The sequence below is a fragment of the Rosenbergiella collisarenosi genome (assembly GCF_018494085.1).
Lineage (GTDB): Bacteria > Pseudomonadota > Gammaproteobacteria > Enterobacterales > Enterobacteriaceae > Rosenbergiella > Rosenbergiella collisarenosi.
Window position 1 is genome coordinate 83,332 of record NZ_JABBFP010000002.1, and the last position, 25,061, is coordinate 108,392.

The 25,061-nt window shown below is 48.3% G+C and carries 22 protein-coding genes and 1 pseudogene; 19 read left to right on the top strand and 4 right to left on the bottom strand.

The window, feature by feature from the left end:
* Window positions 1–6 precede the first annotated feature (6 nt).
* Together pepB and sseB are read left to right on the top strand one after the other, a co-directional pair.
* Complete coding sequence (pepB, locus tag HGT70_RS03055; RefSeq protein ID WP_244968812.1) at window positions 7–1,290, top strand: aminopeptidase PepB; 1,284 nt, start codon at window positions 7–9, stop codon at window positions 1,288–1,290.
* A 42-nt stretch (window positions 1,291–1,332) separates the two neighbouring features.
* Window positions 1,333–2,100: an enhanced serine sensitivity protein SseB gene (gene sseB / locus HGT70_RS03060; RefSeq protein WP_214194856.1), complete on the top strand. Its 768-nt coding sequence runs from the start codon at window positions 1,333–1,335 to the stop codon at window positions 2,098–2,100.
* Between the two features lie 415 nt (window positions 2,101–2,515).
* On the opposite strand, the gene sseA is transcribed toward sseB, so the two are convergent.
* A complete protein-coding gene (sseA, locus tag HGT70_RS03065; protein WP_214194857.1) occupies window positions 2,516–3,358 on the bottom strand; it encodes a 3-mercaptopyruvate sulfurtransferase in 843 nt (280 codons plus the stop codon).
* Window positions 3,359–3,631: 273 nt separating this feature from the next.
* On the opposite strand from sseA, the gene ndk reads away from it, so the two are divergent.
* The 11 genes from ndk (at window position 3,632) to HGT70_RS03120 (ending at window position 14,548) form a co-directional block, all read left to right on the top strand.
* A complete protein-coding gene (gene ndk, locus HGT70_RS03070) occupies window positions 3,632–4,063 on the top strand; it encodes a nucleoside-diphosphate kinase (RefSeq protein ID WP_048912436.1) in 432 nt (143 codons plus the stop codon).
* A 149-nt stretch (window positions 4,064–4,212) separates the two neighbouring features.
* Window positions 4,213–5,382, top strand: a complete 1,170-nt coding sequence (gene rlmN / locus HGT70_RS03075; protein ID WP_071431123.1) for a dual-specificity RNA methyltransferase RlmN — start codon at window positions 4,213–4,215, stop codon at window positions 5,380–5,382.
* A gap of 79 nt (window positions 5,383–5,461) precedes the next feature.
* Window positions 5,462–5,941 (top strand): tetratricopeptide repeat protein, encoded by a 480-nt coding sequence (locus tag HGT70_RS03080; RefSeq protein WP_214194858.1) that lies wholly within the window; start codon window positions 5,462–5,464, stop codon window positions 5,939–5,941.
* 211 nt (window positions 5,942–6,152) lie between these two features.
* Window positions 6,153–7,157, top strand: a complete 1,005-nt coding sequence (rodZ, locus tag HGT70_RS03085) for a cytoskeleton protein RodZ (protein ID WP_214194859.1) — start codon at window positions 6,153–6,155, stop codon at window positions 7,155–7,157.
* A 31-nt stretch (window positions 7,158–7,188) separates the two neighbouring features.
* A complete protein-coding gene (ispG, locus tag HGT70_RS03090) occupies window positions 7,189–8,310 on the top strand; it encodes a flavodoxin-dependent (E)-4-hydroxy-3-methylbut-2-enyl-diphosphate synthase (protein ID WP_071431118.1) in 1,122 nt (373 codons plus the stop codon).
* 57 nt (window positions 8,311–8,367) lie between these two features.
* Window positions 8,368–9,648 carry a histidine--tRNA ligase gene (hisS, locus tag HGT70_RS03095; RefSeq protein ID WP_071431116.1) on the top strand — a complete coding sequence of 427 codons (1,281 nt, stop codon included), beginning with the start codon at window positions 8,368–8,370 and terminating at the stop codon, window positions 9,646–9,648.
* Between the two features lie 33 nt (window positions 9,649–9,681).
* Window positions 9,682–10,305, top strand: a complete 624-nt coding sequence (locus HGT70_RS03100) for a YfgM family protein (protein ID WP_071435038.1) — start codon at window positions 9,682–9,684, stop codon at window positions 10,303–10,305.
* A gap of 16 nt (window positions 10,306–10,321) precedes the next feature.
* Complete coding sequence (bamB, locus tag HGT70_RS03105; protein ID WP_071431114.1) at window positions 10,322–11,503, top strand: outer membrane protein assembly factor BamB; 1,182 nt, start codon at window positions 10,322–10,324, stop codon at window positions 11,501–11,503.
* Between the two features lie 153 nt (window positions 11,504–11,656).
* Window positions 11,657–13,141, top strand: a complete 1,485-nt coding sequence (gene der, locus HGT70_RS03110; RefSeq protein WP_071431112.1) for a ribosome biogenesis GTPase Der — start codon at window positions 11,657–11,659, stop codon at window positions 13,139–13,141.
* Between the two features lie 274 nt (window positions 13,142–13,415).
* Window positions 13,416–14,012 (top strand): glutathione S-transferase family protein, encoded by a 597-nt coding sequence (locus tag HGT70_RS03115; RefSeq protein WP_214194860.1) that lies wholly within the window; start codon window positions 13,416–13,418, stop codon window positions 14,010–14,012.
* A gap of 116 nt (window positions 14,013–14,128) precedes the next feature.
* Window positions 14,129–14,548, top strand: coding sequence for an NUDIX hydrolase (locus tag HGT70_RS03120; protein ID WP_071431108.1), 420 nt, complete (start codon window positions 14,129–14,131; stop codon window positions 14,546–14,548).
* 174 nt (window positions 14,549–14,722) lie between these two features.
* On the opposite strand, the gene HGT70_RS03125 is transcribed toward HGT70_RS03120, so the two are convergent.
* Both HGT70_RS03125 and xseA read right to left on the bottom strand, forming a co-directional pair.
* A complete protein-coding gene (locus tag HGT70_RS03125) occupies window positions 14,723–15,124 on the bottom strand; it encodes a fosfomycin resistance glutathione transferase (protein WP_071431106.1) in 402 nt (133 codons plus the stop codon).
* Between the two features lie 63 nt (window positions 15,125–15,187).
* Window positions 15,188–16,570, bottom strand: coding sequence for an exodeoxyribonuclease VII large subunit (gene xseA, locus HGT70_RS03130; RefSeq protein WP_214194861.1), 1,383 nt, complete (start codon window positions 16,568–16,570; stop codon window positions 15,188–15,190).
* Window positions 16,571–16,738: 168 nt separating this feature from the next.
* On the opposite strand from xseA, the gene guaB reads away from it, so the two are divergent.
* The 5 genes from guaB to HGT70_RS03155 all read left to right on the top strand — a co-directional run bounded on the left by guaB (window position 16,739) and on the right by HGT70_RS03155 (window position 22,710).
* On the top strand, window positions 16,739–18,205 hold the full coding sequence (gene guaB, locus HGT70_RS03135) for an IMP dehydrogenase (RefSeq protein WP_214195194.1): 1,467 nt from the start codon (window positions 16,739–16,741) through the stop codon (window positions 18,203–18,205).
* Between the two features lie 70 nt (window positions 18,206–18,275).
* The gene (gene guaA / locus HGT70_RS03140; protein ID WP_071431102.1) at window positions 18,276–19,856 is read left to right on the top strand and encodes a glutamine-hydrolyzing GMP synthase; all 1,581 of its coding nucleotides are present in this window, start codon (window positions 18,276–18,278) and stop codon (window positions 19,854–19,856) included.
* Window positions 19,857–20,233: 377 nt separating this feature from the next.
* Window positions 20,234–20,638, top strand: coding sequence for a DUF2251 domain-containing protein (locus HGT70_RS03145; RefSeq protein ID WP_214194862.1), 405 nt, complete (start codon window positions 20,234–20,236; stop codon window positions 20,636–20,638).
* 242 nt (window positions 20,639–20,880) lie between these two features.
* A complete protein-coding gene (hchA, locus tag HGT70_RS03150) occupies window positions 20,881–21,732 on the top strand; it encodes a glyoxalase III HchA (RefSeq protein WP_071431099.1) in 852 nt (283 codons plus the stop codon).
* Window positions 21,733–21,735: 3 nt separating this feature from the next.
* Window positions 21,736–22,710, top strand: a complete 975-nt coding sequence (locus HGT70_RS03155; RefSeq protein ID WP_214194863.1) for an NAD(P)H-quinone oxidoreductase — start codon at window positions 21,736–21,738, stop codon at window positions 22,708–22,710.
* A 479-nt stretch (window positions 22,711–23,189) separates the two neighbouring features.
* Here HGT70_RS03155 and HGT70_RS03160 read toward each other — a convergent pair.
* A pseudogene (locus tag HGT70_RS03160) lies at window positions 23,190–23,528 on the bottom strand (Tn3 family transposase); the annotation flags it as partial.
* A gap of 130 nt (window positions 23,529–23,658) precedes the next feature.
* Here HGT70_RS03160 and HGT70_RS03165 point away from each other — a divergent pair.
* The gene (locus tag HGT70_RS03165; protein WP_214194864.1) at window positions 23,659–25,059 is read left to right on the top strand and encodes a coproporphyrinogen-III oxidase family protein; all 1,401 of its coding nucleotides are present in this window, start codon (window positions 23,659–23,661) and stop codon (window positions 25,057–25,059) included.
* The last annotated feature ends 2 nt before the right edge of the window (window positions 25,060–25,061 follow it).

Below are 25,061 nucleotides of genomic sequence, written 5' to 3' on the forward strand. Positions count from 1 at the left end.
TCAGTGATGACTATCGCCATGCAATTACAGCTAAGTCAGCAACCCGCAGCAGAATGCTGGGGAACTAAAGCCTTGATGAGCCCCCATGCCGAAGGGATGACCATTCATCTCGCTGAGGCAGAGAAAAATAGTGCCATTCAGCGTGCGGGCCGTAAACTCGATCAACAAGGCATTCGTCACGTCGTCCTCGCGGGCGAAGGATGGGATCTTGAAGCCTGTTGGGCGTTCTGGCAAGGATTTCGCTCGCCAAAAGGGCAGCGTGACGTCACCTGGCCCACGCTCTCTGAAGCGGACCGCACTGAGCTTGAACACCGTCTAACCATCATCGATTGGGTGCGCGATACTATCAATACGCCTGCCGAAGACCTCGGTCCGCAAGACCTTGCGCGTGCTGCTGTGGATCTTCTAAATCGAGTTGCGCCGAATGCGGTTAACTACCGTATTCTCAAAGGCGAAGAACTCCGCGAGCAGGGGTACGCGGGGCTACACATGGTGGGACGCGCGTCAAGCCGCTCACCTGCGTTACTGACCCTCGATTTTAACCCAACAGGGGACGAGTCAGCCCCTGTCTTTGCCTGCTTAGTCGGTAAAGGGATCACTTTCGATACGGGGGGCTATAGCCTCAAGCCTAGCACCCCGATGGACTCGATGAAGTCAGATATGGGCGGAGCAGCGACCCTAACTGGCGCGTTGGCTTTAGCTATCACCCGTGGCTTAACTAAACGCGTAAAATTGATCCTCTGCTGTGCGGATAATATGGTTAACGGCAATGCAATGCGCCTCGGCGATATTATCCGTTACCGTAATGGCAAATCGGTCGAGGTGATGAACACCGATGCGGAAGGCCGCTTAGTGTTGGCCGATGGATTGATTGATGCAAGTGCTCAGCAGCCAGAGCTATTGATCGATGCGGCAACCCTGACCGGCGCGGCGAAGATGGCGTTGGGTAATGATTACCATGCTCTGTTTAGCTTTGATGATATCGCTGCACAATCGCTATTACACAGTGCCGGTATTGAAGGGGAGAGTTTCTGGCGTTTACCGCTCGCTGAATTCCATCGCCAACACTTACCTTCTAACTTCGCTGATCTGAATAATATCGCCAGTCCTGCGCACACTGCCGGTGCAAGCAGCGCCGCAGCCTTCCTATCTTGGTTTGTGACTGACTATAAAAAAGGCTGGTTACATATCGATTGCTCGGCGACATATCGCAAGTCGGCGGTCGACCAATGGTCAGCGGGAGCTACGGGTATTGGCGTGCGTACTTTAGCAAATCTCTTATTAAAATAATTTACCGGCAGGCGCGTAGCCTGCCGATATCGAGAGCCGATTATGTCCGTTGAATTGGAAACGTTGTTGGAGCAGGCCGCCACCGAACCTGCACATCGACCTGCTTTTTTTCAGTCATTATTAGAGGCTGATGTCTGGGCTTTGGGCCGTAGCGTCGAACAACAGCTGACCGCAGATTCCGCCGTCGAACTAACGCATTGGGAAAAAGCGGATGGCGAGAGCGTGATCCCCTTCTTTACCTCTGAACAGGTGCTTAACGAGGTCTGCGAGGCGGGAGAGCCGTGGGTTAAACTTCCGGTTAAAACGCTTTTCGAGCTCACGCGTGGCGAAACCCTATTCCTGAATCCTAAACGGACTACGGGTAAAGAGTTCTCCCCGGCTGAAATCACCGCCTTACTCGATAATCAAGGCAATGCACTGACTGAACAAAGGGTAGTGGAAGGGGGACAGGCGTTATTAATGTCCGCCGTCGACGAACCGCCTGCACAATTGGTGAGTTCACTCACCACATTGTTTGCCGGACTTAAACCTGTTCGTCGTGCCTTTTTGGCGGAGATCCGCGAAGGGGAAGGGCAGCCTGCTAATCTACTCGTTGGCATAGAAGTGGATGAGGATATCGAACCTGTCATCCAGCAAGCTGGCCAGGTCGCGGTGGATACCCTGCCGGACGATGCATTGATTGATCTTTGTGAGGTGACGAGTCAAGCTTCCGGGGTCAGCCACTTCTTTACCGCGCATATAACTCCGTTTTATGAGCGGCGTTGGGGCAGTTTTCTGCGTGATTTTAAAGGTAGTGAACGGATAATATAAATAATTCGATCCCCCGATAGTGATAACCCTATTGGGGGATTTTTTGTAAGATGTTTGCACTATCAGCACGAGCCTTGCAACTTTCAGATTTGCTTTTGGTCAGCTATTTCGTCACTAAACCAGGATTACCGAAGTACTCTTCAGAAAAGTATCCCTTTTGCGTAAGCTGTACTGCACGTGTAGTTAATATAAAAGTTCAGTAGCATAAAAAATACACGTATAAGTAATTATCAAGTTAACCAATTCTTTTAAGAAATAAGTAAAAGATGGAAGGGAACCATTATAATCGCTCCCTTACGTTGGGTACGCAGCCGACTTCAATGGCAGAGTTGATCCGCGATAGATATGCCAAAGGATATCGCATAGGATAAATTGCTCGAGAAACCGGCCATTAATCGGCTGAGTCTTAGTGCCGCTAAGGCCTAATAGGTAGATCGTCGCGACTTCCCCATTCCCCCCAAGAGCCATCATAAAGACTTACGTGTGATTGCCCCAGTTGATAGAGTGCCAGCAACAGTACTACTGCGGTAACCCCAGACCCGCAAGTTACCACAGCCGGCTGTGTAGTATCGATGCCCGCCTGCTCGAACAGAGCTTGCAACTGAATATTATCCTTAAGGCGTCCTTCACTCACTAATTGGTCCCAAGGCAGATTAAGGCTGTTCGGGATGTGCCCGCGACGCAATCCCGGGCGAGGTTCATCGGCCTCGGCGTTGAAGCGTGGGGCAGAACGTGCATCGATAATTTGCGTGCCGCCCTCGTGGCTAAGCACTAACATTTTGGTCAGGGATACTACGGCCTCGTCAGCCACTTGAGCTTCAAATTGTGTCGTCGGCAGAGTGACCTCACCGGTGGCTAGCGGCAAGCCTGCCTGTTGCCAAGCCTTCAATCCTCCCGCCAATATCGAGACCTTTTCTACACCAAAATGGCGTAGCATCCACCACGCACGTGGGGCGGAAAAAAGATTTCCTTCGTCGTAAACGATAAGATGTTTTTCATGGTCGACCCCGAGTTCTCGCATGGCAACGGCAAACTGATCGGCGCGAGGTAACATATGGGGGTAGGGGCTGTGTAGATCGGAGAGATGTTCAATATTAAAAAATACCGCGTATGGTAGATGTTCTGCGAGGTATTCCGCATCAATATCTCGCACCAGTTCTTGGCCGGGAGGCAGCAAACGGGCATCTAACACCTGTATCTGCGTATCATTGAGGTGCTCGGCCAGCCACTGCGGCGTGACAAAAATATCGTTGCTCATAGTCTCTCCACTCCTTAAAAGATCAAGAAGAACAGAGTGACAAAGCTTACTGGATTTGTCACGGGGCTTTTTAACGTCTCAGGAGAGCGGGTCCACCGCCACTCTGTTTAGAGGCCCAATAGAAGAAAATCAGGACTAAATGATAAAAAATAATGGATTAACCTAGGCAACGACCTGTTTGCCACCTATAATCGGCGCCGTTTCTCACTATCGTCACTCATCTATGATGGCTGATGACGGTAGGGTATTTTGCAAGCTCAGACTGAGGTCACTATGACAATCGAACGTACTTTTTCTATCATCAAGCCAAACGCCGTTGCTAAAAATGTAATTGGTGCAATCTACAACCGTTTTGAAAGCGCAGGCTTCAAAATCGTTGGTGCTAAAATGCTGCAACTGACTAAAGAGCAAGCAGAAGGCTTCTACGCTGAGCACAAAGGCCGCCCATTCTTTGACGGTCTGGTTGAGTTCATGACCTCTGGTCCAGTAGTTGTTTCTGTGTTAGAAGGCGAAAACGCTATCCAACGTCACCGTGATCTGATGGGTGCAACTAACCCAGATAACGCATTAGCAGGAACTCTGCGTGCGGATTACGCTGATAGCTTCACCGAAAACGCAACTCACGGTTCTGACTCTGCTGAGTCTGCAGCACGTGAAATTGCTTACTTCTTCTCTGCAGAAGAAGTTTGTGCACGTACTCGTTAATTTTTAACGCGTCGTAGTACACCGTACATTCGCATCTGTTAGCAGATGATGTACAATACGCACCCCTTCGCTAAGCGAGGGGGTGCGTTTTTTTACTTTTTAATTCCTGTTACGAGCCATAACGTGTAACAACGAGGCCAGAGATTATTATGTCAGACTCTATCACCACCCCAGAAATTTTCGCGCCAACACCTTCGCCAGCCAAATCAACCAAGGTTAATTTACTTGACCTAAACCGCACAGAAATGCGCAAATTTGTCGCATCGTTGGGCGAAAAACCGTTTCGCGCCGACCAGATAATGAAGTGGATCTACCACTACTGCTGTGACGATTTTGAGCAAATGACGGATATCAATAAGAAATTCCGTCAGAAACTCAGTGATATGGCGGAGATCCGTGCACCAGAGGTCGCTGAAGAAATGCGCTCTTCTGATGGCACCATCAAGTGGGCGATACGAGTCGGTGACCAACTGGTTGAGACCGTTTATATTCCGGAAAAAGACCGTGCCACCTTGTGTGTGTCCTCGCAAGTCGGCTGTGCTCTGGAGTGTAAATTCTGTTCGACCGCGCAACAGGGTTTTAACCGTAACTTAAAAGTTTCCGAAATTATCGGTCAAGTATGGCGCGCCGCGAAGATTATCGGGGCAGCGAAAGTGACCGGTCAACGTCCGATTACTAACGTCGTGATGATGGGGATGGGTGAACCGCTACTCAATCTGACCAACGTGGTACCTGCCATGGAAATCATGTTAGATGACTTTGGTTTTGGGCTTTCTAAACGCCGCGTTACGCTATCTACCTCAGGTGTCGTCCCTGCGCTCGATAAACTCGGCGATGTTATTGATGTCGCGTTAGCGATTTCGCTGCACGCTTCGAATGATAAAGTCCGTGACGAGATTGTACCTATTAATAAAAAGTACAATATTGAAATGTTCTTAGCGGCCGTTAAACGCTACATCGGAAAATCTAATGCTAACCAAGGACGTGTGACGATTGAATACGTCATGCTGGACCATGTTAACGACAGCACCGATGATGCTCACGAACTGGCGGAACTGCTCAAAGATACGCCGTGTAAAATCAACCTGATCCCATGGAATCCCTTCCCAGGTGCTCCTTACGGACGTAGCTCAAATAGCCGTATTGACCGCTTCTCTAAGGTGTTAATGGACTACGGTTTCACGACTATCGTGCGTAAGACGCGCGGCGACGATATCGATGCCGCTTGCGGACAGCTGGCAGGGGATGTTATCGACCGAACCAAGCGTACGCTACGCAAGAAGATGGCAGGTGAACAAATTTCTGTGAAAGCCGTCTAGCCGTTAATCAAAGAGTCCACCTTCGCTTCGAGTGTTGTGTCATCCTTGATGGGTATTCAGGGATGACAAGGAGAAGCGGATGCGTAAAGGGAGTCTGGTTTTAGTGATCAGTCTATTGGCCGGATGTCATTCCACCCCGCACAGCGAGCAAAGCGTGGCGTTACGGCTCTACCTTGGCGAGCAATATTTACGACTTAATCAACTGGACCATGCCGCACGTAATTTTCGAAAAGTCACAGTGTTACAACCGAAAAGCAGCCAGGGGTGGTGGGGCTTGGCAAAGACTACAGCCCAACAAGGCGACACGGCAGCGGCCTCATCTTATTATCAGTATGCGTATCAGATGGCTCCAGAAAATGCCCTCTTGCGCGATAATTACGGTGCTTTTCTCTGTGCTTTAGGGCAGTATGATGAAGCCCGACGTATCGTTGAATACGATGAAAAAAGGGCAGGCAAACAAAACAGCGTGCGAGGAAACTCGTCCTCTTCCTGTTTACCGCCTAAGGGCCAGCCGACCAGTAGTGGAAGTGACGCCACGACTATGAAGGATGCTGGCTGACAAGAGAGAACCGAATAAGACTAAACAGCGGCCGCTAAGTAGCGGTTGTATTCAGTAAAACGCTCTATGATTATACTGGATCAGCTGAACAGAGTAATGTGGACTATGATTTTATCGCCGCGCAACGAAGAACGAGTACGTCAGCCATCAAGACAGAACATCGTTAGCGCACACTTTTCACCCTCGATACAGTACTGACGTTATATTGCGAATGAATACTGAAGCCAATCAAGAAACTATCAATAAATCTGCGGGTGAGCGTTTACGTAATGCTCGTGAAGCTAAAGGGATGACGCAGCAAAATATCGCTGATAGGCTCTGCCTCAAACTCTCTACAGTGCGGGATATCGAAGACGATAAAGCACCTGCTGAACTCGCGGCAACCTTCTTACGCGGGTATATCCGTTCCTATGCGCGTCTAGTACAGATACCAGAAGGCGAGCTGCTTCCCGCGATCACGCAGCAAGCCCCGGTACGCCCAGCAAAAATAACGCCGATGCAGAATTACTCGCTAAACAGTCGTCGCAGTAGAAAAAAACGTGACGGCTTGCTGACGACTTTTACTTGGCTAATTATTTTTGTTGTTGTCGGTCTTACCGTCGCGTGGTGGTGGCAAAATCACAAAGCGGCGCAGAGCGAACTGACGAATAGCGTTGCGACACAGGATAACGACAATGGTGGTAACAGCCAGTCTATTCCGTTGTCGACCGATCCTTCTTCTCAGCAAGCGACGCAAAGCGAGTCTCAACCCGCGGTGAATGATGCTCAGCCTGAGCCGAGCACGCAACCAGATACCTCAACGCCCACCACTAGCGCTCCGGCCACGGAGAGCAATGCTGCGGCGACTTCTTCAAGTATGGTATCTCCAACTCAACCGACTACGGCGACGACTCCCCCAGCCGTTTCCACCTCACTTCCTGCACAGCCTGCTTCGACTCAATCTAACGAAGCCGCGGTACAGACTCCAGCAGGCGCTGACGCGTTAACCTTACAATTTAAGGCTGATTGCTGGTTAGAAGTGAGCGATGCAACAGGGAAGAAGCTGTTTAGCGGCTTACAACATGGTGGTGCTTCACTAAATCTAAGCGGTAAGCTTCCTTATCGTTTGAAAATCGGCGCCCCATCTACGGTATCGGTACAGTTCCGTGGCCAGCCCGTCGATCTTAGCCGTTTTGTTCATCGTAATCAGGTAGCACGTCTGAGTGTGGGCGCGTAAGCGTCCGCATTGAGGCCAGCGGAGAAAAGCTATGCATAACCAGGCTCCCATTAATCGTCGTAAATCCACGCGTATTTATGTCGGTAAGGTGCCAATCGGCGATGGCGCTCCCATTGCCGTACAATCAATGACGAATACCCGGACTACCGACGTTGCCGCGACGGTCAATCAGATCAAAGCATTAGAGCGCGTCGGTGCAGATATTGTGCGGGTATCGGTTCCAACTATGGATGCAGCAGAAGCCTTTAAGCTCATCAAACAGCAGGTCGATGTGCCGCTGGTGGCTGACATCCACTTCGACTATCGTATCGCATTAAAAGTCGCCGAATACGGCGTTGACTGCTTACGTATTAATCCGGGTAACATTGGTAATAACGAGCGAATTCGACAAGTCGTTGATTGTGCTCGTCACTATAATATCCCGATCCGTATCGGGGTTAATGCCGGTTCTCTAGAAAAAGATCTCCAAGAGAAGTATGGCGAACCCACTCCACAAGCCTTGGTCGAGTCGGCGTTACGTCATGTTGAGCATTTAGACCGTCTCAACTTCGATCAATTTAAAGTTAGCGTTAAAGCCTCCGACGTATTCTTGGCGGTAGAATCCTATCGACTCCTCGCTCAACAGATCAAGCAGCCTCTACACCTAGGAATTACCGAAGCTGGCGGTGCACGGGCTGGAGCGGTGAAATCAGCGATTGGATTAGGACTGTTACTCTCAGAGGGTATCGGGGACACGCTACGCGTTTCTCTTGCCGCTGATCCGATTGAAGAGATTAAAGTCGGTTTTGATATTCTCAAATCACTGCGTATACGTGCGCGAGGGATTAACTTTATCGCTTGCCCAACCTGCTCGCGTCAAGAATTTGATGTTATCGGTACGGTGAATGCCTTAGAGCAACGCCTTGAAGATATCATTACGCCAATGGATATCTCGATCATTGGCTGTGTGGTCAATGGCCCTGGCGAAGCGACGGTATCTACCCTCGGCGTCACCGGTGGCAATAAGAAGAGCGGTTTCTACGAAGATGGTGTGCGCCAACGTGCTCGCTTAGACAACGACGATATGATTGACCAATTGGAAGCTCGAATTCGTGCAAAAGCCTCAATGTTGGACGAAAATGCACGCATTGCTATTCAACATATCGATAATTAATTGATTTAATAGGGCTTCGTGCCCTGTTATTAGCCTTTGAAATAAAGAGATTGTAACGTGGCGAAAAATATTCAAGCGATACGCGGAATGAACGATTATCTGCCTGCCGATACCGCGGTATGGCAGCGCATCGAGCAGAGTCTTAAACAAGTATTGGCAGGGTACGGCTTCAGTGAAATCCGTCTACCAATCGTTGAACAGACACCATTATTCAAACGCGCGATTGGTGAAGTCACCGACGTGGTTGAAAAAGAGATGTATACCTTTGACGACCGTAATGGTGAAAGCTTAACGTTACGTCCAGAAGGGACCGCTGGCTGCGTCCGTGCAGGCATCGAGCATGGTCTACTTTATAATCAAGAGCAACGCTTGTGGTATATGGGACCTATGTTCCGTTACGAGCGTCCACAAAAAGGGCGCTATCGTCAATTCTTCCAACTCGGTGCTGAAGTCTTCGGCTTACAGGGACCGGATATTGACGCCGAGCTGATTATGATGACGGCGCGCTGGTGGAAGGTGTTAGGGATTGCCGAACATGTGGAGCTAGAACTTAACTCTATTGGTTCTCTCGAAGCACGTGCCGCTTACCGCGATGCGTTAGTAGCATTCCTTGAACAGCACAAAGATGCGTTGGACGAAGATTGTCTGCGTCGTATGTATAGTAATCCACTGCGTGTACTCGACAGCAAAAACGCAGGTGTACAAACGTTGTTAAATGATGCGCCGAAGCTGCATGATTATCTCGACGAGGAGTCGCGTGAGCACTTCGCGGGTGTCTGCCAATTATTAGATGATGCAGGGATTAGCTACCGAATCAATCAACGCCTAGTGCGTGGCTTAGATTACTACAACCGCACGGTGTTCGAGTGGGTCACTAGTAGCCTTGGCGCTCAAGGGACTGTCTGTGCGGGTGGACGCTACGATGGACTAGTCGAACAGCTCGGTGGTCGTGCTACGCCAGCCGTCGGTTTTGCTATGGGTCTAGAGCGCTTAGTACTGTTAGTTCAGTCTGTTGTTCCTGATTTTGAACCAGTTAACAAAGTCGATGTCTACGTCATATCGTCCGGCCAAGGTGTGCAATCTGCCGCGATGCAATTAGCCGAAACGCTGCGTGATCAAGCCCCTAGCTTGAAAATTATGACTAACTTCGGTGGTGGTAATTTCAAGAAGCAATTTGCCCGCGCCGATAAAAACGGGGCGAAAATTGCGCTAGTACTGGGTGAAGATGAAGTCCAGAATGGACAGGTCGTGATTAAGAACTTGGCCCGTGGTGAGCAAACCTTGGTGAGCGCAAAGGATGTTCTGGCCGAATTACAGGCAGCGCTTCTCGCTGAGTAAGCGCGGGTAGAGAGTGATACAGGAGTAAGAGTGGTGGAAGTTTATAGCAGCGATAATCAACGCGATCAGACTGAAGTCGTTAAACAGTTTTTTGCGAATAATGGTAAAGCCCTCGCAGTCGGTGCGGTGATCGGTATTGCCGCGCTAGTGGGATGGCGATTTTGGGTGAATCATCAACAAAATAATGCTTTAGCATCTTCAGACCACTACCAGCAGCTTGTTTCGACGCTTAAGAGCGATAATCCGGCATCAATTCAAGCATTATCCAGCTTCGTCGATCACGAAAAAAATAGTTATGGTGCATTGGCATCGTTGACGTTAGCAAAAACGTATATCGATAAACATGACCTAGCCAATGCAGAAAAAACGTTAGCTCAGGGGCTTAATGATTCTTCAGACCCTAGCCTGCAAGCCGTTATCCGCTTACGACTCGCGCGCGTACAGTCTGAACTTAAGACACCCGATGCCGCATTAAAAACCCTTGATGGTGTGAAAGGGGATAACTGGGCAGGCATCGCTGCCGATATTCGTGGCGACGTTTTATTGAATAAAGGCGATAAGCAGGGCGCTGCAGCGGCCTGGCGTCAAGGAATGAAATCAGAGGTATCGCCTGCACTGAAGCAGATGATGCAAACTAAATTGAACAATTTTAGCTAAGCCAGTGAGAGAGCGCATGGAATTACGTAAATACCTGCTGCCGGCATTAATTTCGGCCACCCTATTAAGTGGTTGTTCGCTGTTCAGTGGTGAAGAGGACGTCGTAAAGATGGCGCCGCTTCCAAAAGTACAAAATCAATTTACCCCTTCTACGGCATGGAGTACTTCGGTCGGTGACGGTGTGGGTAATTTCTATTCCAATCTGCATCCAGCTTGGCAGGATGGTACTGTTTATGCGGCAGATCGCCACGGTACCGTCAAAGCGCTCGATGCGGCTAATGGCAAAGAAAAATGGCAGATTGATCTGTCTGAGAAACAAGGCTTCTTCTCCAGCAATCTCTCTGCCTTACTCTCCGGTGGGATTACTGTTGATGGGTCAACGCTCTACATTGGTAGCGAGCGCGGTGCGGTCTACGCCCTGAATACTGCTGATGGTAAGACGCTATGGAAAACCCAGGTGACTGGCGAAGCCATGTCGCGTCCTGTGGTCAGCGATGGCTTAGTCTTAGTGCATCAAAGTAACGGCATTCTCCAGGCGCTGGATCAGCAATCGGGTGCTATTAAATGGTCGGTGAACTTAGATATTCCTTCACTCTCCCTGCGTGGTGAGTCGGCACCTGCTGTGGCGTATGGTGGAGCGATTGTCGGCGGCGACAATGGTCGAGTCAGCGCGGTTATTCTTAACCAAGGCCAAATCATCTGGCAGCAGCGGATCTCTCAGCCTAGCGGCTCGACAGAGATCGACCGCCTGAATGATGTCGATACGACGCCTATCATCGTTAACAACGTGGTGTATGCCTTAGCCTACAACGGTAGCTTGACGGCGATGGATTTACGTTCTGGACAAGTGATCTGGAAACGTGATGTCGGTGGCGTGAAAAACATCATCGTGGAAGGTAACAATATTTACGTTGTCGACCAAGACGATCGGGTTATCGCGCTGAATACCGATGGCGGCGTGGCTATCTGGCGTCAAAGCGAGCTGCTACACCGTAATTTGACCTCGCCGGTCCTGTTTAACGGCTATTTAGTGGTCGGGGACAGCGAAGGCTACCTGCACTGGATCAACACGGCAGATGGACGCTTTGTCGCCCAGCAGAAAGTCGATAGTTCAGGCTTCCAGACCGACCCTGTTGTCGCGGGAACTAAACTCTTGATTCAAGCGAAAGGTGGCGAGGTTTACTCCATCTCGCGTTAAACATCCTCAGTAATTTCGCTTAGGTGTGTTATATTGCACGGCTCCTGGAATACGGGAGCCGTTTATTTTTTATGGTAAGCCACTTTTATTTGACTAAGAGTGATTGCGAATAAAAGTTGGGTTAGCAGATTTATTTTGTCATGAGGCTTTATTATGGTACCTGTGGTCGCGCTTGTTGGGCGCCCGAATGTTGGAAAGTCAACATTATTCAATCGGTTAACTCGCACACGTGATGCGCTGGTTGCGGACTTCCCTGGTCTGACACGCGATCGCAAGTATGGGAAAGCCGAAATAGAAGGTCGTGAATTCATCTGTATCGATACAGGTGGTATTGACGGTACTGAGGAAGGCGTTGAAACGCGAATGGCCGCACAATCGCTTCTAGCAATCGAAGAGGCTGATGTCGTATTATTTATGGTCGACGCCCGCGCGGGTGTGATGCCAGCGGACGAGCAGATTGCACAGCATTTGCGTTCACGTGAAAAGGCGACCTTCCTCGTTGCGAATAAGACCGATGGTCTCGATGCCGATGCGGCAATCAGCGATTTCTGGTCTTTAGGCATGGGTGATATTCATGCTATCGCGGCATCCCATGGACGTGGGGTGACCTCGCTACTCGAAACCGCATTATTCCCGTGGATGGACAAGAAAGAAGAAGAAGTCCCACTCACCGAGGAAGAAGAGAACGCGGCTTACTGGGCTGAGCTGGAAGCGGAAGAGCTACAGCAGCTTGAGGAAGAGGAAGAGTTTGACCCGACGACCTTACCTATTAAATTGGCTATCGTCGGACGCCCTAACGTCGGGAAGTCAACACTGACTAACCGTATCTTAGGCGAAGACCGCGTCGTCGTGTATGACATGCCTGGTACCACGCGCGACAGTATCTATATTCCGATGGAACGTGATGAGCGTGAATACATCCTGATCGATACTGCGGGTGTCCGTAAGCGCGGAAAAATTAATGATGCAGTAGAGAAATTCTCGGTCATTAAAACGCTGCAAGCGATCGAAGATGCTAACGTAGTGATGTTGGTCATCGATGCTCGCGAAGGGATCTCTGACCAAGACTTGTCGTTACTTGGCTTTATCCTTAACAGCGGTCGCTCTCTAGTCATCGTTGTGAATAAGTGGGATGGCTTATCTCAGGAAGTCAGAGACGAAATCAAAGAATCCCTGGATTATCGTTTAGGCTTTATCGACTTTGCGCGCGTACACTTTATCTCTGCGTTACATGGTAGCGGTGTAGGTAACTTGTTCGAGTCCATCACTGAAGCCTATGACAGCTCCACGAAGCGTGTAAATACCGCAATGTTGACGCGTATCATGCATATGGCGCAGGATGATCACCAGCCGCCACTAGTGCGTGGCCGTCGGGTGAAATTGAAGTTCGCCCACGCCGGAGGATATAACCCGCCGATCGTGGTGATCCACGGTAATCAGGTTAAAGACCTGCCTGATTCCTATAAGCGTTATTTGATGAACTATTACCGTCGAACGCTAAACGTGATGGGAACGCCAATCCGTATCCAGTTTAAAGAGGGCGAGAACCCATTCGCTGGTAAGCGTAACCTGCTTACTCCGACGCAGCAGCGTAAACGTAAGCGTCTAATGGCGCATATGAAAAAGAATAAGCGTTAATTAATACGGTGATCTATTTATAAGGCCAGTCAGTAGACACTGATTGGCCTTTTTGTTTGATAGTTTTGCGTCGTGCTACAGGCGCATAATCCCCGTAATAGTGATGAATTTGAGTATCATTAAAATTCCATAAGAACTCGTCTTTGTACCAATGCTAACAACCTCTACCCATACTTGAGCATATATGAAAGGGGGATGTCATATTAATAATAGAGATATCGAGTGGATATCGTTACTATGGCTTATCTTCTGTTAGTAAAGGTAGGATAACGCATTGATCATTTACCGCTTTCCTCGAAGCCGCTCGTTGAAGGTATTATGGACCTTAGAAGAACTCGGGGTCGCTTACGACTCCGTAAAAGTTGACCTACTCACAGCAAATAAAAATAGTGAATCACCTCACCCTTTTGGTAAAGTCCCCTATCTTGTTGACGAAGATATTTCCATCAGCGAAACGCTGGCAATCTGTATATTTATATGTGAAAAATACAGTGGTGAATCGCTTTATCCCTCCGCCCTCCTAGAAAAATCACTCGTTAATACGTGGATCAGCTTCGCCATGACCGATCTCGAGTCGTGTGTATGGGGTTTACTTAAACAACTATTGTTTATACCGGAAGATAAACGAAATAGCGCCATAGTGAGCGAGCTTCGAGATGAGGTTTATAAAGTTATTACTCAAATAAAGATCGATCCTCGCAAAAAATGGATAGCGTCGGATACTTTTTCATTAGCGGATATCTTTATGTCGCAAACACTTCAATGGGCCAAGTATTGTGGTATAGAGCTAGACGAGCCTATCAATACCTATTTAGAGAAGACCATCAATCGGCGCTCTTACCAAATAGCGAGTGAACGGAACGATGCTTAAAGAATCTATAGTTCAATACTCGGCATAAGCTGAATAATGGCAGAATTAATTTAGTAAGATACAGAGTAGATTTTGTTCATTAGGTATTACACAAAATAACGTTAATAGGAGGATACATGTCAGAGGTTGGCACCATTCACGTTGCGGCAGCACTAATACAAGATAGTGAAAAAAACGTGCTACTTGTCAGGAAGAAGGGCACTGACTATTTTATGCAGCCTGGTGGCAAGATAGAACCGACAGAATCCCCAGAAGACGCACTGATAAGAGAGCTTTTCGAGGAGTTAGGTATAGTCATCGATAAAGAACAATTAATGCCAATGGGATTATTCACAGACGTTGCAGCAAACGAACTTAACCATACCTTATTCGCTCATATGTTTACGATCAGGGACGTATCGTTACAGATCAGACCCGCAGCAGAGATAGCAGAAGCAATCTGGCTGAGTGCTGACCACGTTGCAGCTATCACCTTAGCACCGTTGACGAAAAACCAAATCTTACCCTTGGCATGGAAGGAGGAGTACCAGGTTTAGCTACTCAGCTAATATAAGCTTAAAACCCTCTGAATATTATCAATCAGAATAGTTTTACTCGGCGTGCTTATGAAGTGATAATAGCGGGTGCTAGCAGCACTTTATTTATATCGCTGATTAAGCGTGCTAGTAGATAATAGTCTGCCTCAAGGTCGTTTCATCGAGTCGTTACGCTTACTCGAAAAGCTCCATTCCTTCATAAGGGTGATAGCGGCAAAGCTTGAGACGGCTGTCGATATCTCCGTCGTGAATTTCCAGTTTATGGCCGTCTGGATCTAAGAAGTAGAAGGACCGCCCTTCACTCCGGTTAACTTTCCATTCCACGGTACCCCTATCTTTTATTCGTTGAGTAAAATCATCGAAATTATCACCAGAGATAGTCAATGCATAATGGGTGTAGTCACTGTTAATCGATACTGTGTCTACAGAAAGGCAAAACCATAGCTCGCCCAAAAGGAGATAGGCTCCCTGACTCCATCGCGCTTTGAGCGTAAATCCGAGTGTATTTACATAGAAATCTATACTTTTAGATAAATCACCGACCGCAAGAGTGATGTGGTTCAAACCTGTTAGCATTATGAGTTCTCTAAAATGATGGCGAGGGTCACTCGACCTAACGCTGTCGAGTTAGGCCTAGTTTTAATTGAGCGTATCGGGCTTTTTACGAGTACGTTTTTTTGTCTTTTCGACATGCAGCACTTCGCTTTCCGCCCAACCGTCCTCGAGCCGAGTACGGAGCTTATCTCCCGCTCGGAGATCTTTTGTCTGACGTATCACCTCGCCGTGTTGGCTTGTCGTAACGCTGTAGCCGCGAGCAAGGGTAGCGAGTGGACTGACAGCCTCAAGTTGAACGACAAGGTTACCGAAGCGCTGTTTACGCTGTTCGATCTGCTGCTGTAAGGCGGCCTGTAATCGGTAATGGTGTAAAGATAGCGATTGATGATGCTGGGCAATCTTTGCCGACGGGGCCTGACGGGTAAGGCGACGCGTTAGGCCTTCATAGCGCTGTACGGTACGAGATTGCAGGCGCTGTACGGCATTTTGTAGCCGCCGTTGTTGCTGTTGCAATTGGGATTGTTGGCGAACTAATCGCAATTGCGGGTGTTGTTGCGTAAGGCGATGCGTCAAGGCCGTTAAACGACGTTGCTGTCCAGTATGGTAATAGTCGAAAGCCATTTCTAGGCGCTGCTGTTGCGTCTGTAGCTGACGCAATAGCTCTTGTTGATTGCGACTTACCATCTCTGCAGCCGCTGAAGGTGTTGGCGCGCGCAAATCGGCGACAAAATCAGCAATCGTAACATCCGTTTCGTGGCCGACGGCGCTGACGATCGGTAACTGGCTATCCGCGATAGCGCGTGCGACGCTCTCTTCGTTAAAACACCACAAATCTTCCAGCGATCCGCCGCCACGTCCCACAATCAACACATCGCATTCTTGACGTCGGTTGGCGAGGGCGATGGCCTTAACGATGGCAGCAGTCGCATCGCGGCCTTGCACAGCGGTCGGGTAAATAACTACCGGGAGCGCAGGATCGCGTCGGCGTAAGACGTGAAGAATATCATGCAGTGCGGCACCAGATGGAGAAGTTATCACCCCCACGCGTGTCGCCGGAGTAGGCAGAGGGCGCTTACGCCCCTGTGCAAAGAGTCCTTCGCTGTCTAGCTTGAGTTTCAAGGCTTGGAATTGTTGCTGTAGCAACCCTTCGCCCGCCGGATGCATCGACTCGACGACTAATTGGTAGTCGCCGCGCGGATCGTAAAGGGTCACTGAGGCGCGAACGAGGATTTGCATACCATTCTGTGGCTGGAAAGTGACGCGCTGATTGTTACCACGAAACATCGCGCAGCGTACCTGGGCGGCATCATCTTTCAGCGTAAAGTACCAATGCCCAGAAGCGGGACGACTAAAGTTCGAAATTTCGGCGCTAAGCCAGACGCGACCCAGCTGCTTCTCCAAAAGCTGTCGAACGCTACCGTTTAGCTGGGCGACGGAATAAATTGTGCTGTTTTCTGCTGGTAACATGTGATCAAGATCAAACTTTAAATCAGAGGGTTAAGCGTTGATACTAACCTTCTCCTTATAACTATCAAGTTTTTTCGATAAATAAAGCTGGAGCGAAGGGCAATGCGCCTGTATAATGCATCGGCAATATTTTATCCGTTCTCACACACCTTAGGTTGGGATATTGCCATGCTACGAATTGCCAAAGAAGCCCTCACGTTCGACGATGTTTTACTGGTTCCTGCCCACTCTACAGTGCTGCCAAATACGGCTACATTGACTACCCAACTGACGAAAAACATTCGCCTAAATATCCCTATGTTGTCTGCAGCGATGGATACTGTGACCGAAGCCCGTTTAGCCATCGCGTTGGCTCAAGAAGGCGGTTTAGGCTTTATTCACAAAAACATGACCATTGAGCGCCAAGCGGATGAAGTGCGTAAGGTTAAAAAATACGAAAGTGGTATCGTCACCGACCCACAAAGCGTATTACCTACCACTACCCTGCGTGAAGTGAAAGAGTTAACTGAAATTAATGGTTTTGCGGGTTATCCGGTTGTGAACGAGCAACACGAGCTGGTCGGTATTATTACTGGCCGTGACGTACGCTTCGTGACTGATCTCAACCAAGCCGTCAGCACCTTCATGACGCCGAAAGAGCGTCTAGTGACGGTGAAAGAGGGTGATGCACGGGAAATCGTTCTGCAAAAAATGCACGAGCACCGTGTTGAAAAAGCATTGGTCGTTGATGAGGCATTCCATCTACGTGGCATGATCACCGTTAAGGACTTCCAGAAAGCGGAACGTAAGCCTAACGCCTGTAAAGACTCACAAGGTCGTTTACGCGTCGGCGCGGCAGTTGGCGCTGGAGCTGGCAACGAAGAGCGTGTTGATGCTCTCGTCGCAGCAGGCGTTGATGTCTTACTGATCGACTCGTCGCACGGTCACTCAGAAGGCGTCTTACAACGTATTCGTGAAACGCGTGCTAAATACCCTGACTTAGAAATTATCGGTGGTAACGTCGCGACTGCAGCGGGCGCAAAAGCCTTGGCTGACGCAGGTGTGAGCGCGGTTAAAGTAGGGATTGGTCCTGGCTCTATCTGTACCACTCGTATTGTTACTGGCGTCGGTGTCCCACAAATCACCGCAGTGTCAGATGCCGTCGCAGCATTGGAAGGAACGGGTATTCCAGTCGTCGCCGATGGCGGGATCCGTTTCTCGGGGGATATTGCTAAGGCGATCGCCGCGGGAGCAGCTGCCGTGATGGTAGGTTCAATGTTAGCGGGTACTGACGAATCGCCTGGCGAAATCGAACTGTTCCAGGGTCGTTCTTACAAATCCTACCGTGGCATGGGCTCTCTAGGCGCGATGTCTAAAGGCTCTTCTGACCGTTACTTCCAGACGGATAACGCTGCAGACAAATTAGTGCCTGAAGGCATCGAAGGTCGTGTCGCGTACAAAGGTCACTTAAAAGAGATTATCCATCAGCAGATGGGTGGCTTACGCTCATGCATGGGCTTAACTGGCTGCGCGACCATTGATGATTTACGGACCAAAGCAGAATTTGTCCGCATCAGTGGTGCAGGTATCTCGGAAAGTCACGTCCACGATGTTACCATTACCAAAGAAGCACCAAATTATCGTATGGGGTCATAATCCCGACTGATTTTGCGCCCGGCGATTGCCGGGCGCGTCATTTCATAACGCTATCGCCTGGAAAATTTTAATGACGACAGAAAATATTCATAAACACCGTATTCTGATCCTCGACTTTGGCTCCCAGTATACGCAGCTGGTCGCACGTCGCGTGCGTGAGCTGGGCGTGTACTGTGAATTATGGGCTTGGGATGTGACCGAAGCACAGATCCGCGAATTTAACCCGAGCGGTATTATTTTATCGGGTGGTCCGGAGAGTACGACGGAAAACAATAGCCCACGCGCACCAGAATATGTGTTTACTGCCGGAGTTCCAGTTCTCGGTGTCTGCTATGGTATGCAAACCATGGCGATGCAACTGGGTGGCCAAGTTCAAGGTTCCAACGAGCGCGAATTCGGTTATGCGCAAGTCGAAGTCGTGGCCGACAGTGCATTAGTCCGTGATATCAAAGATAGCCTCACCGAGCAGGGCGCGCCTATCTTAGACGTGTGGATGAGCCATGGTGACAAAGTCACCGCCATCCCAGCTGACTTCACCACCGTGGCAAGCACCGCAACCTGCCCGTTTGCGATTATGGCGAACGAAGAGAAGCGTTTCTACGGCGTACAGTTCCACCCTGAAGTGACCCACACTCGCCAAGGCCAGCAACTGCTTGAGCGATTTGTACGCGATATCTGCCAATGTGAGGCGTTATGGACGCCCGCTAAGATTATCGATGATGCCGTCGAGCGTCTGCGTGTACAGGTCGGTAACGATAAAGTGATCCTCGGCCTATCCGGCGGAGTCGACTCTTCAGTCACCGCGCTACTCCTTCATCGCGCCATTGGCGATCGCTTAACCTGCGTCTTCGTCGATAACGGGCTGCTGCGTCTAAACGAAGCAGAACAAGTGATGGAGATGTTTGGCGATCGTTTCGGCCTGAATATCATCCATGTTGAAGCGGAAAAACGTTTCCTCGACGCATTGGCGGGAATTGACGAACCCGAAGCGAAGCGTAAAACCATTGGTCGCGTATTCGTCGAAGTGTTCGATGAAGAAGCGCTGAAACTGCAAGACGTGAAGTGGTTAGCGCAAGGGACTATCTACCCAGACGTTATCGAATCTGCCGCATCAGCGACCGGTAAAGCGCACGTGATTAAATCACACCATAACGTAGGTGGCTTACCGAAAGAGATGAAGATGGGCCTAGTTGAGCCGCTTAAAGAGCTGTTCAAAGATGAAGTCCGTAAAATCGGTCTAGAATTAGGCCTGCCGTTCGACATGCTCTATCGCCACCCGTTCCCAGGTCCAGGCCTTGGTGTACGTGTACTGGGTGAAGTGAAGAAAGAGTATTGCGATCTGCTCCGTCGTGCCGATGCCATCTTTATCGAAGAGCTACATAAAGCCAAACTGTACGATAAAGTCAGCCAAGCCTTCACCGTATTCTTACCGGTGCGCTCAGTTGGGGTAATGGGCGATGGCCGTAAATACGATTGGGTTGTCTCGCTGCGTGCCGTAGAAACCATCGACTTTATGACCGCGCATTGGGCACACCTGCCTTATGAGTTCTTAGGCCGTGTTTCTAACCGTATCATCAACGAAGTTAACGGTATTTCCCGTGTCGTTTATGATATCAGCGGTAAGCCGCCTGCGACGATCGAGTGGGAATAATGTAACGTCTAGCAATGGCTGGTACGTAAAAGCAATAAACACCTCTAAGCCCGCGTCATTGCGGGCTTTTTTGTTTTTGTGTCTTACCCTTTAGGCAGCGATTAGCAATACCTCTCTCTAGCCGAAAAACACTCGAGGATGCGAGCCCAGCACCATCAAATTCACGCGATTCGATATCAGACTAGGAGAAGCATCGTTTGCCTGAGCTACAGGTTTAGAGAATGAAAGATCCAAAGACAATGTCTAAATCCATAGGTCATCTATACTTAGATGATCTATCTCTTTAATCATTACTATTAATTTTATGATGAGTGAAGGTAAATTTATCAGGCTACCTTGAGGCTAGCTAGGAAATTAAACAAGGGAGAGTAAAGCGAATGGCTCTTACTGTAACGGTACAAGCCGAACTCGTTGTCGGGAAGCCACAGGTGATAGAGAGCTTAGCTCCTGCAGGTACGTTTGCGGCAGTGTTCGAAGACGATGGCAACACCGGGTATTTCTACGCCCTAGATGAATCTATCGCCGAAAATCCGATAGTGGATGCCGTACATATCTACAACGCTGAAGATATTTCTGACGGCCATATTCCTTCCAACGTTCAAATTGGCTGGTCAGAAGACAGCCAAAAGTGCGTACTGCTCATTAACGGTTACCCGCACGGAGTGTTCGATTTTGTAGGAAAAAATGGCTACTGCAGAAGTGGTTTTCCGCCGCCAACAAACCATGAGTGGTCGCTCTCTGGCCATGAGTGGAGCGATTCTGTGGATGACTTTTTCCGTTGATATTCGGCAAGATGAGTGCTTATCGTCATGATTCTATCAATGCCTCCCATATCAATGAACAGCCATTTAGAGATGTAAACAATCGTTATTTTGACCTACTCAAAGGGTAAGCGAAGCGATAATTTAGATTATCCCTCGTCATGTTAAGCCCAGATTCTTTAACTAAATTATAGTGAGTATAGTCACTATTAAGAATGGCCCTTGATTTCGAAGTGGGCTCCTCACAACTATAAGGAATAATCATGACAGACAATCAAAGTAAAGCCCCACAAGTCGATCACGCTGAGCGTAATGCTTTTTTCCCATCGTCATATTCCCTTTCCCAGTTTACATCCTCGGTGTCTGACCTTAATGATGCCGAATACGTGAATAAGTACCAAGGTAAAGCAAAGATACTCGTCATTGCCGCCGATGAGCGCTACTTAACGACCGATAACGGGAAATTGTTTTCGACGGGTAATCATCCTGTCGAAACACTGTTACCGATGTATCATCTCCATGCCGCTGGATTTGATTTCGATATCGCGACGTCTTCGGGAAGGATGACTAAATTTGAATACTGGGCGATGCCAAATGATGATGAAAAGGTCATCCCATTCTTTGAGAAATATAAAGAAAAATTCCTCAATCCATTAGCGCTTCCTGATGTTGTCGAACAGCTGTCAGAGCATGATTATGCTGCCGTTTTTATCCCGGGAGGTCATGGTGCGTTAATTGGTTTACCAGACGACCATAACGTCGCTAAAATCTTACGTTGGGCGATTGAGAAAGATAAATTTATTCTGTCAATTTGCCACGGCCCAGCGGCTTTCCTATCTCTGCGTGATGGCGACAATCCGTTGAAAGGCTATTCAATCTGTGCTTTCCCAGACAGCGCCGACAAACAAACACCAGATATCGGCTATATGCCCGGTGGATTAACGTGGTTCTTCGGTGAGCAGTTAACAGATATGGGGCTGACCTTAGTTAATAAGGATATTACAGGAAAAGTTTACGCTGACCGAAAAGTAATCACTGGCGATAGCCCCTTTGCTGCTAACGAATTAGGTAAAGTCGCGGCGAATACGTTACTTGAATTTTTCAATAAAGGATAAGGTATGAGATTCGTTGAGATCACTCAGCCTGGTGGACCCGAAGTCCTTAAGATTGCCGAGGGTGAACGTCCTGCCATTGAAAAGCATGAAGTCTTGATAAAGGTGCATGCTGCGGGCGTTAATCGGCCCGATATTTTACAACGTCAGGGTAAATACCCGATGCCTAAGGGGTTAACCCCCATCCCTGGCTTAGAAGTATCAGGCACCATCGAAGCGATCGGCGAAGAGGTGACAACCTACAAAGTGGGGGATGCCGTCTGTGCACTGACTAATGGTGGCGGTTATGCAGAGTTTTGTGCCGTTCCTGCAGCACAGACTTTGCCGATTCCTAAGGGGATAAGTTTCGAAGAAGCGGCGGCGATACCGGAAACATTCTTTACTGTCTGGGCGAATTTATTTCAGATTGGCAAGGCACGCTCTCAAGAGAGCGTCCTAATCCATGGTGGAGCCAGCGGCATTGGTACCACCGCCATGGCTTTATGTAAAGAATTTGGCCTGAATGTTTTCGCCACCGTCGGAGACGACAAAAAAATTGAGGAATTAAAACACTCGGCAACTCTCATCAACTATAAGAAAGATGACTTCGAAGAAAAAGTGAAAGCGCTTACTCAGGACCAAGGCGTTGATATTATCTTAGATATCGTCGGTGCATCCTATTTCAATAAGAACATGAATCTACTGAAAAAAGATGGCAGGTTGGTGATTATTGGCTTTATGGGGGGGAACCTAGTCGATAATTTTGATATCACAAACATGATGGTCAAACGTATTACGATCACGGGCTCAACCATGCGTGGCCGAAATCTAGAGGAAAAAAGAGCGATCGCTGAGCAGTTAAAAGAAAAAGTCTGGCCAGCCTTGGAGAAGGGGCGTTGCAAACCCATTATTTATGCCACCTATCCTCTAGAAGAGATCGCTAAAGCACATGAGTGCTTGGATACAGGAACTCATATCGGTAAAGTCGTTATTACGATGTAATCATTGATATCACTCATCCCGTACCATGCGGAATGAGTGATAGATTGAACAGAGCTCTATCTTGGACAATGCTTACGACAATAATGTCTTGTTTTCCGAAATTAACGTCTCTAAAAAATTAACAACGGCTCTCACTCTGCGCGAATGTGCGAGATCAGAATGAATAGCCAACCAAATCGGCTGGTCACAATCGACATCCTCTTGCATACAGACCAATTTTTTTAGTATAGAGGAACAGTCATCTATCGACTGCTCCCTCAAACTACAATCGATGCAATGACGCGCTACCGACCAATTAAATCTTATTCCGTCAGGTTCGAACGTTATAAAGGCAGGAATGTTTCGTGCAAATGTCGCCACTGTAATCTGTCTTGTTCATGGGTCAAGACCAAGGTGGAATAGCGTAAGGTACTGGGCTTGTCTGGGAAGTCTTGCCGTTCTTTATAGGGGTTTGACTGTCAATGATGTAAAAAACTACGTTAAGAAGATAATTCATTGTTTAAATTGAAATTTAATGCCCTCAGTTCTCCCTTCAGAATATCCTCCGGTAGCGTAAACGTATAATGCCCTAGCATATTGATATGACCGTGCATCAGTGGAGAGAGTCGGATAATATGCTCGTCATCCGGCTTTTCTCCTGTCGCCCGAAGGTGTGAAAGCGCTTCCTGCATATAGATGGTATTCCACAGGACTACTGCATTCGTAACAAGGCCCTGCGCACCCAACTGATCTTCCTCTCTCTCACGATAACGTTTTCTGATTTCATCACGCTGCCCATAACAGATGGCCCTAGCGACGGCATGGCGGCCTTCTCCCCGGTATGACGATACCGTGGAACTCGGAATACTGATCGGATATGAAGTTATACCAGGTTTTATCTAATTGATTTTTTTTTGACTTAGAACACTATAGGGAACATGGATTTTACCCAAACACAAGGAGGTGTACGTGTACAAAAATCGTTGTTATATGCCATTCATTCTTTACCCTCCCGATATGTACGATGTTCCTGATGCAAAAGCGGATAGTCAGCTTATCCAGTCATTAGATTTGGACAGCGACGGAACTGATTTTGTCATGTATCTGTCAATTCCCTATTGTCGCGTTTGCTGCAAAGCTTGCCCCTACTTTGTTGATTTGTTGCCTATGAATAACGGCAAAACTCAACAACTTTTAGATCGATATGTTGATGCATTAGTACTTGATCTTAAACGCCATGCCGCAACGCGCAGATGGGGAAATGCACGCCTGCGGGGTGTGTATATTGGCGGAGGTACCGGATCCCTGCTTGAAATTAGCCACTTGGATAAAATTCTTTCCACACTTAGCCGCTATTTCAGACTAGCGGATGATTGTGAAATTACTTTGGAAGGAAATGCCAAGGATTTTGATAAAGAAAAAGCTATTTTTGTAGCAAATTCGATTATCAACCGGATCTCACTGGGTGCACAATCTTTCCAGCCTGAGGTATTGCAAATAGTAGGTTCCCCGCATAAGGCTCAACAAACCATTGATGCAATTCGCATGTTACAAGATGCAGGTATTAAGCATATCCAGCTGGATATGATGTATAACATGCCAGGCCACACTCTTGAACACTGGGAAAAAGATTTTAAAGTGCTTCATGAACTGGATATTAAGCATTTAACAACTTATCTCTATCGAGTGACACCGGGAACCCGTCAGGAATCCCTTATCAAAGCAGGTAAAGTTGCCCCTGTTGCGGATGCTGAAAGTGCCATAGTCAAACAGATGCAGACCATGATCAGGCAGTTTGCTGCTGATTCGGGTATGCATAACTATATGTATGAGCACTACGCGCTACCGGGATATGAGTCCAAGTATAATCACTGGACTATGAAGGAATGCGTGGACGCACTCGGTTTCGGCCCTGGAGCGTACAGCTTTATCAATCAACGTCGTACTGGCATTTCTAAAGATGTTGAACGGTATATTAATGCGGTAACTAATGGTGATAACACTTTCACTACCGCAAGTATTCAGCTAACGCCAAAATTAAGCAAACAGCGTTATATGATTTTTAATTTACTTTATTATCGAATTGACAAAGCACATTACCGCCAAGCCTGGAAAACTGAGTGTTACGACGATTTTAAATCCATTATTGATGGGCTTATTCGTGACAACCTAATGCAGGATACCGAAACGGAATTTATTGTTACTGAACCCGGGAAGAGCTGGCTACAGAATATTATGCTGGAGTTTTTTGATGACAGTATGTGGGAAAATTCACAAGCCCTAAAGCAACAACAAAGTTCTTGGGCAATGAATAACCACATGATTGATATTGGTGCCTCTAAAAAAGAGTTTTGGCTCGCAAGGATGTAATT

Excerpts from the sequence above, each read along its gene's own strand:
- guaA (WP_071431102.1), top strand. The coding sequence starts at position 18,276 with ATGACGACAGAAAATATTCATAAACACCGTATTCTGATCCTCGACTTT.
- pepB (WP_244968812.1), top strand. The coding sequence starts at position 7 with ATGACTATCGCCATGCAATTACAGCTAAGTCAGCAACCCGCAGCAGAA.
- bamB (WP_071431114.1), top strand. The coding sequence starts at position 10,322 with ATGGAATTACGTAAATACCTGCTGCCGGCATTAATTTCGGCCACCCTA.
- HGT70_RS03120 (WP_071431108.1), top strand. The coding sequence starts at position 14,129 with ATGTCAGAGGTTGGCACCATTCACGTTGCGGCAGCACTAATACAAGAT.
- guaB (WP_214195194.1), top strand. The coding sequence starts at position 16,739 with ATGCTACGAATTGCCAAAGAAGCCCTCACGTTCGACGATGTTTTACTG.
- rlmN (WP_071431123.1), top strand. The coding sequence starts at position 4,213 with ATGTCAGACTCTATCACCACCCCAGAAATTTTCGCGCCAACACCTTCG.
- rodZ (WP_214194859.1), top strand. The coding sequence starts at position 6,153 with ATGAATACTGAAGCCAATCAAGAAACTATCAATAAATCTGCGGGTGAG.
- HGT70_RS03155 (WP_214194863.1), top strand. The coding sequence starts at position 21,736 with ATGAGATTCGTTGAGATCACTCAGCCTGGTGGACCCGAAGTCCTTAAG.
- ndk (WP_048912436.1), top strand. The coding sequence starts at position 3,632 with ATGACAATCGAACGTACTTTTTCTATCATCAAGCCAAACGCCGTTGCT.
- hchA (WP_071431099.1), top strand. The coding sequence starts at position 20,881 with ATGACAGACAATCAAAGTAAAGCCCCACAAGTCGATCACGCTGAGCGT.
- HGT70_RS03125 (WP_071431106.1), bottom strand. The coding sequence starts at position 15,124 with ATGCTAACAGGTTTGAACCACATCACTCTTGCGGTCGGTGATTTATCT.
- sseA (WP_214194857.1), bottom strand. The coding sequence starts at position 3,358 with ATGAGCAACGATATTTTTGTCACGCCGCAGTGGCTGGCCGAGCACCTC.
- sseB (WP_214194856.1), top strand. The coding sequence starts at position 1,333 with ATGTCCGTTGAATTGGAAACGTTGTTGGAGCAGGCCGCCACCGAACCT.
- HGT70_RS03145 (WP_214194862.1), top strand. The coding sequence starts at position 20,234 with ATGGCTCTTACTGTAACGGTACAAGCCGAACTCGTTGTCGGGAAGCCA.
- xseA (WP_214194861.1), bottom strand. The coding sequence starts at position 16,570 with ATGTTACCAGCAGAAAACAGCACAATTTATTCCGTCGCCCAGCTAAAC.
- HGT70_RS03080 (WP_214194858.1), top strand. The coding sequence starts at position 5,462 with ATGCGTAAAGGGAGTCTGGTTTTAGTGATCAGTCTATTGGCCGGATGT.
- ispG (WP_071431118.1), top strand. The coding sequence starts at position 7,189 with ATGCATAACCAGGCTCCCATTAATCGTCGTAAATCCACGCGTATTTAT.
- der (WP_071431112.1), top strand. The coding sequence starts at position 11,657 with ATGGTACCTGTGGTCGCGCTTGTTGGGCGCCCGAATGTTGGAAAGTCA.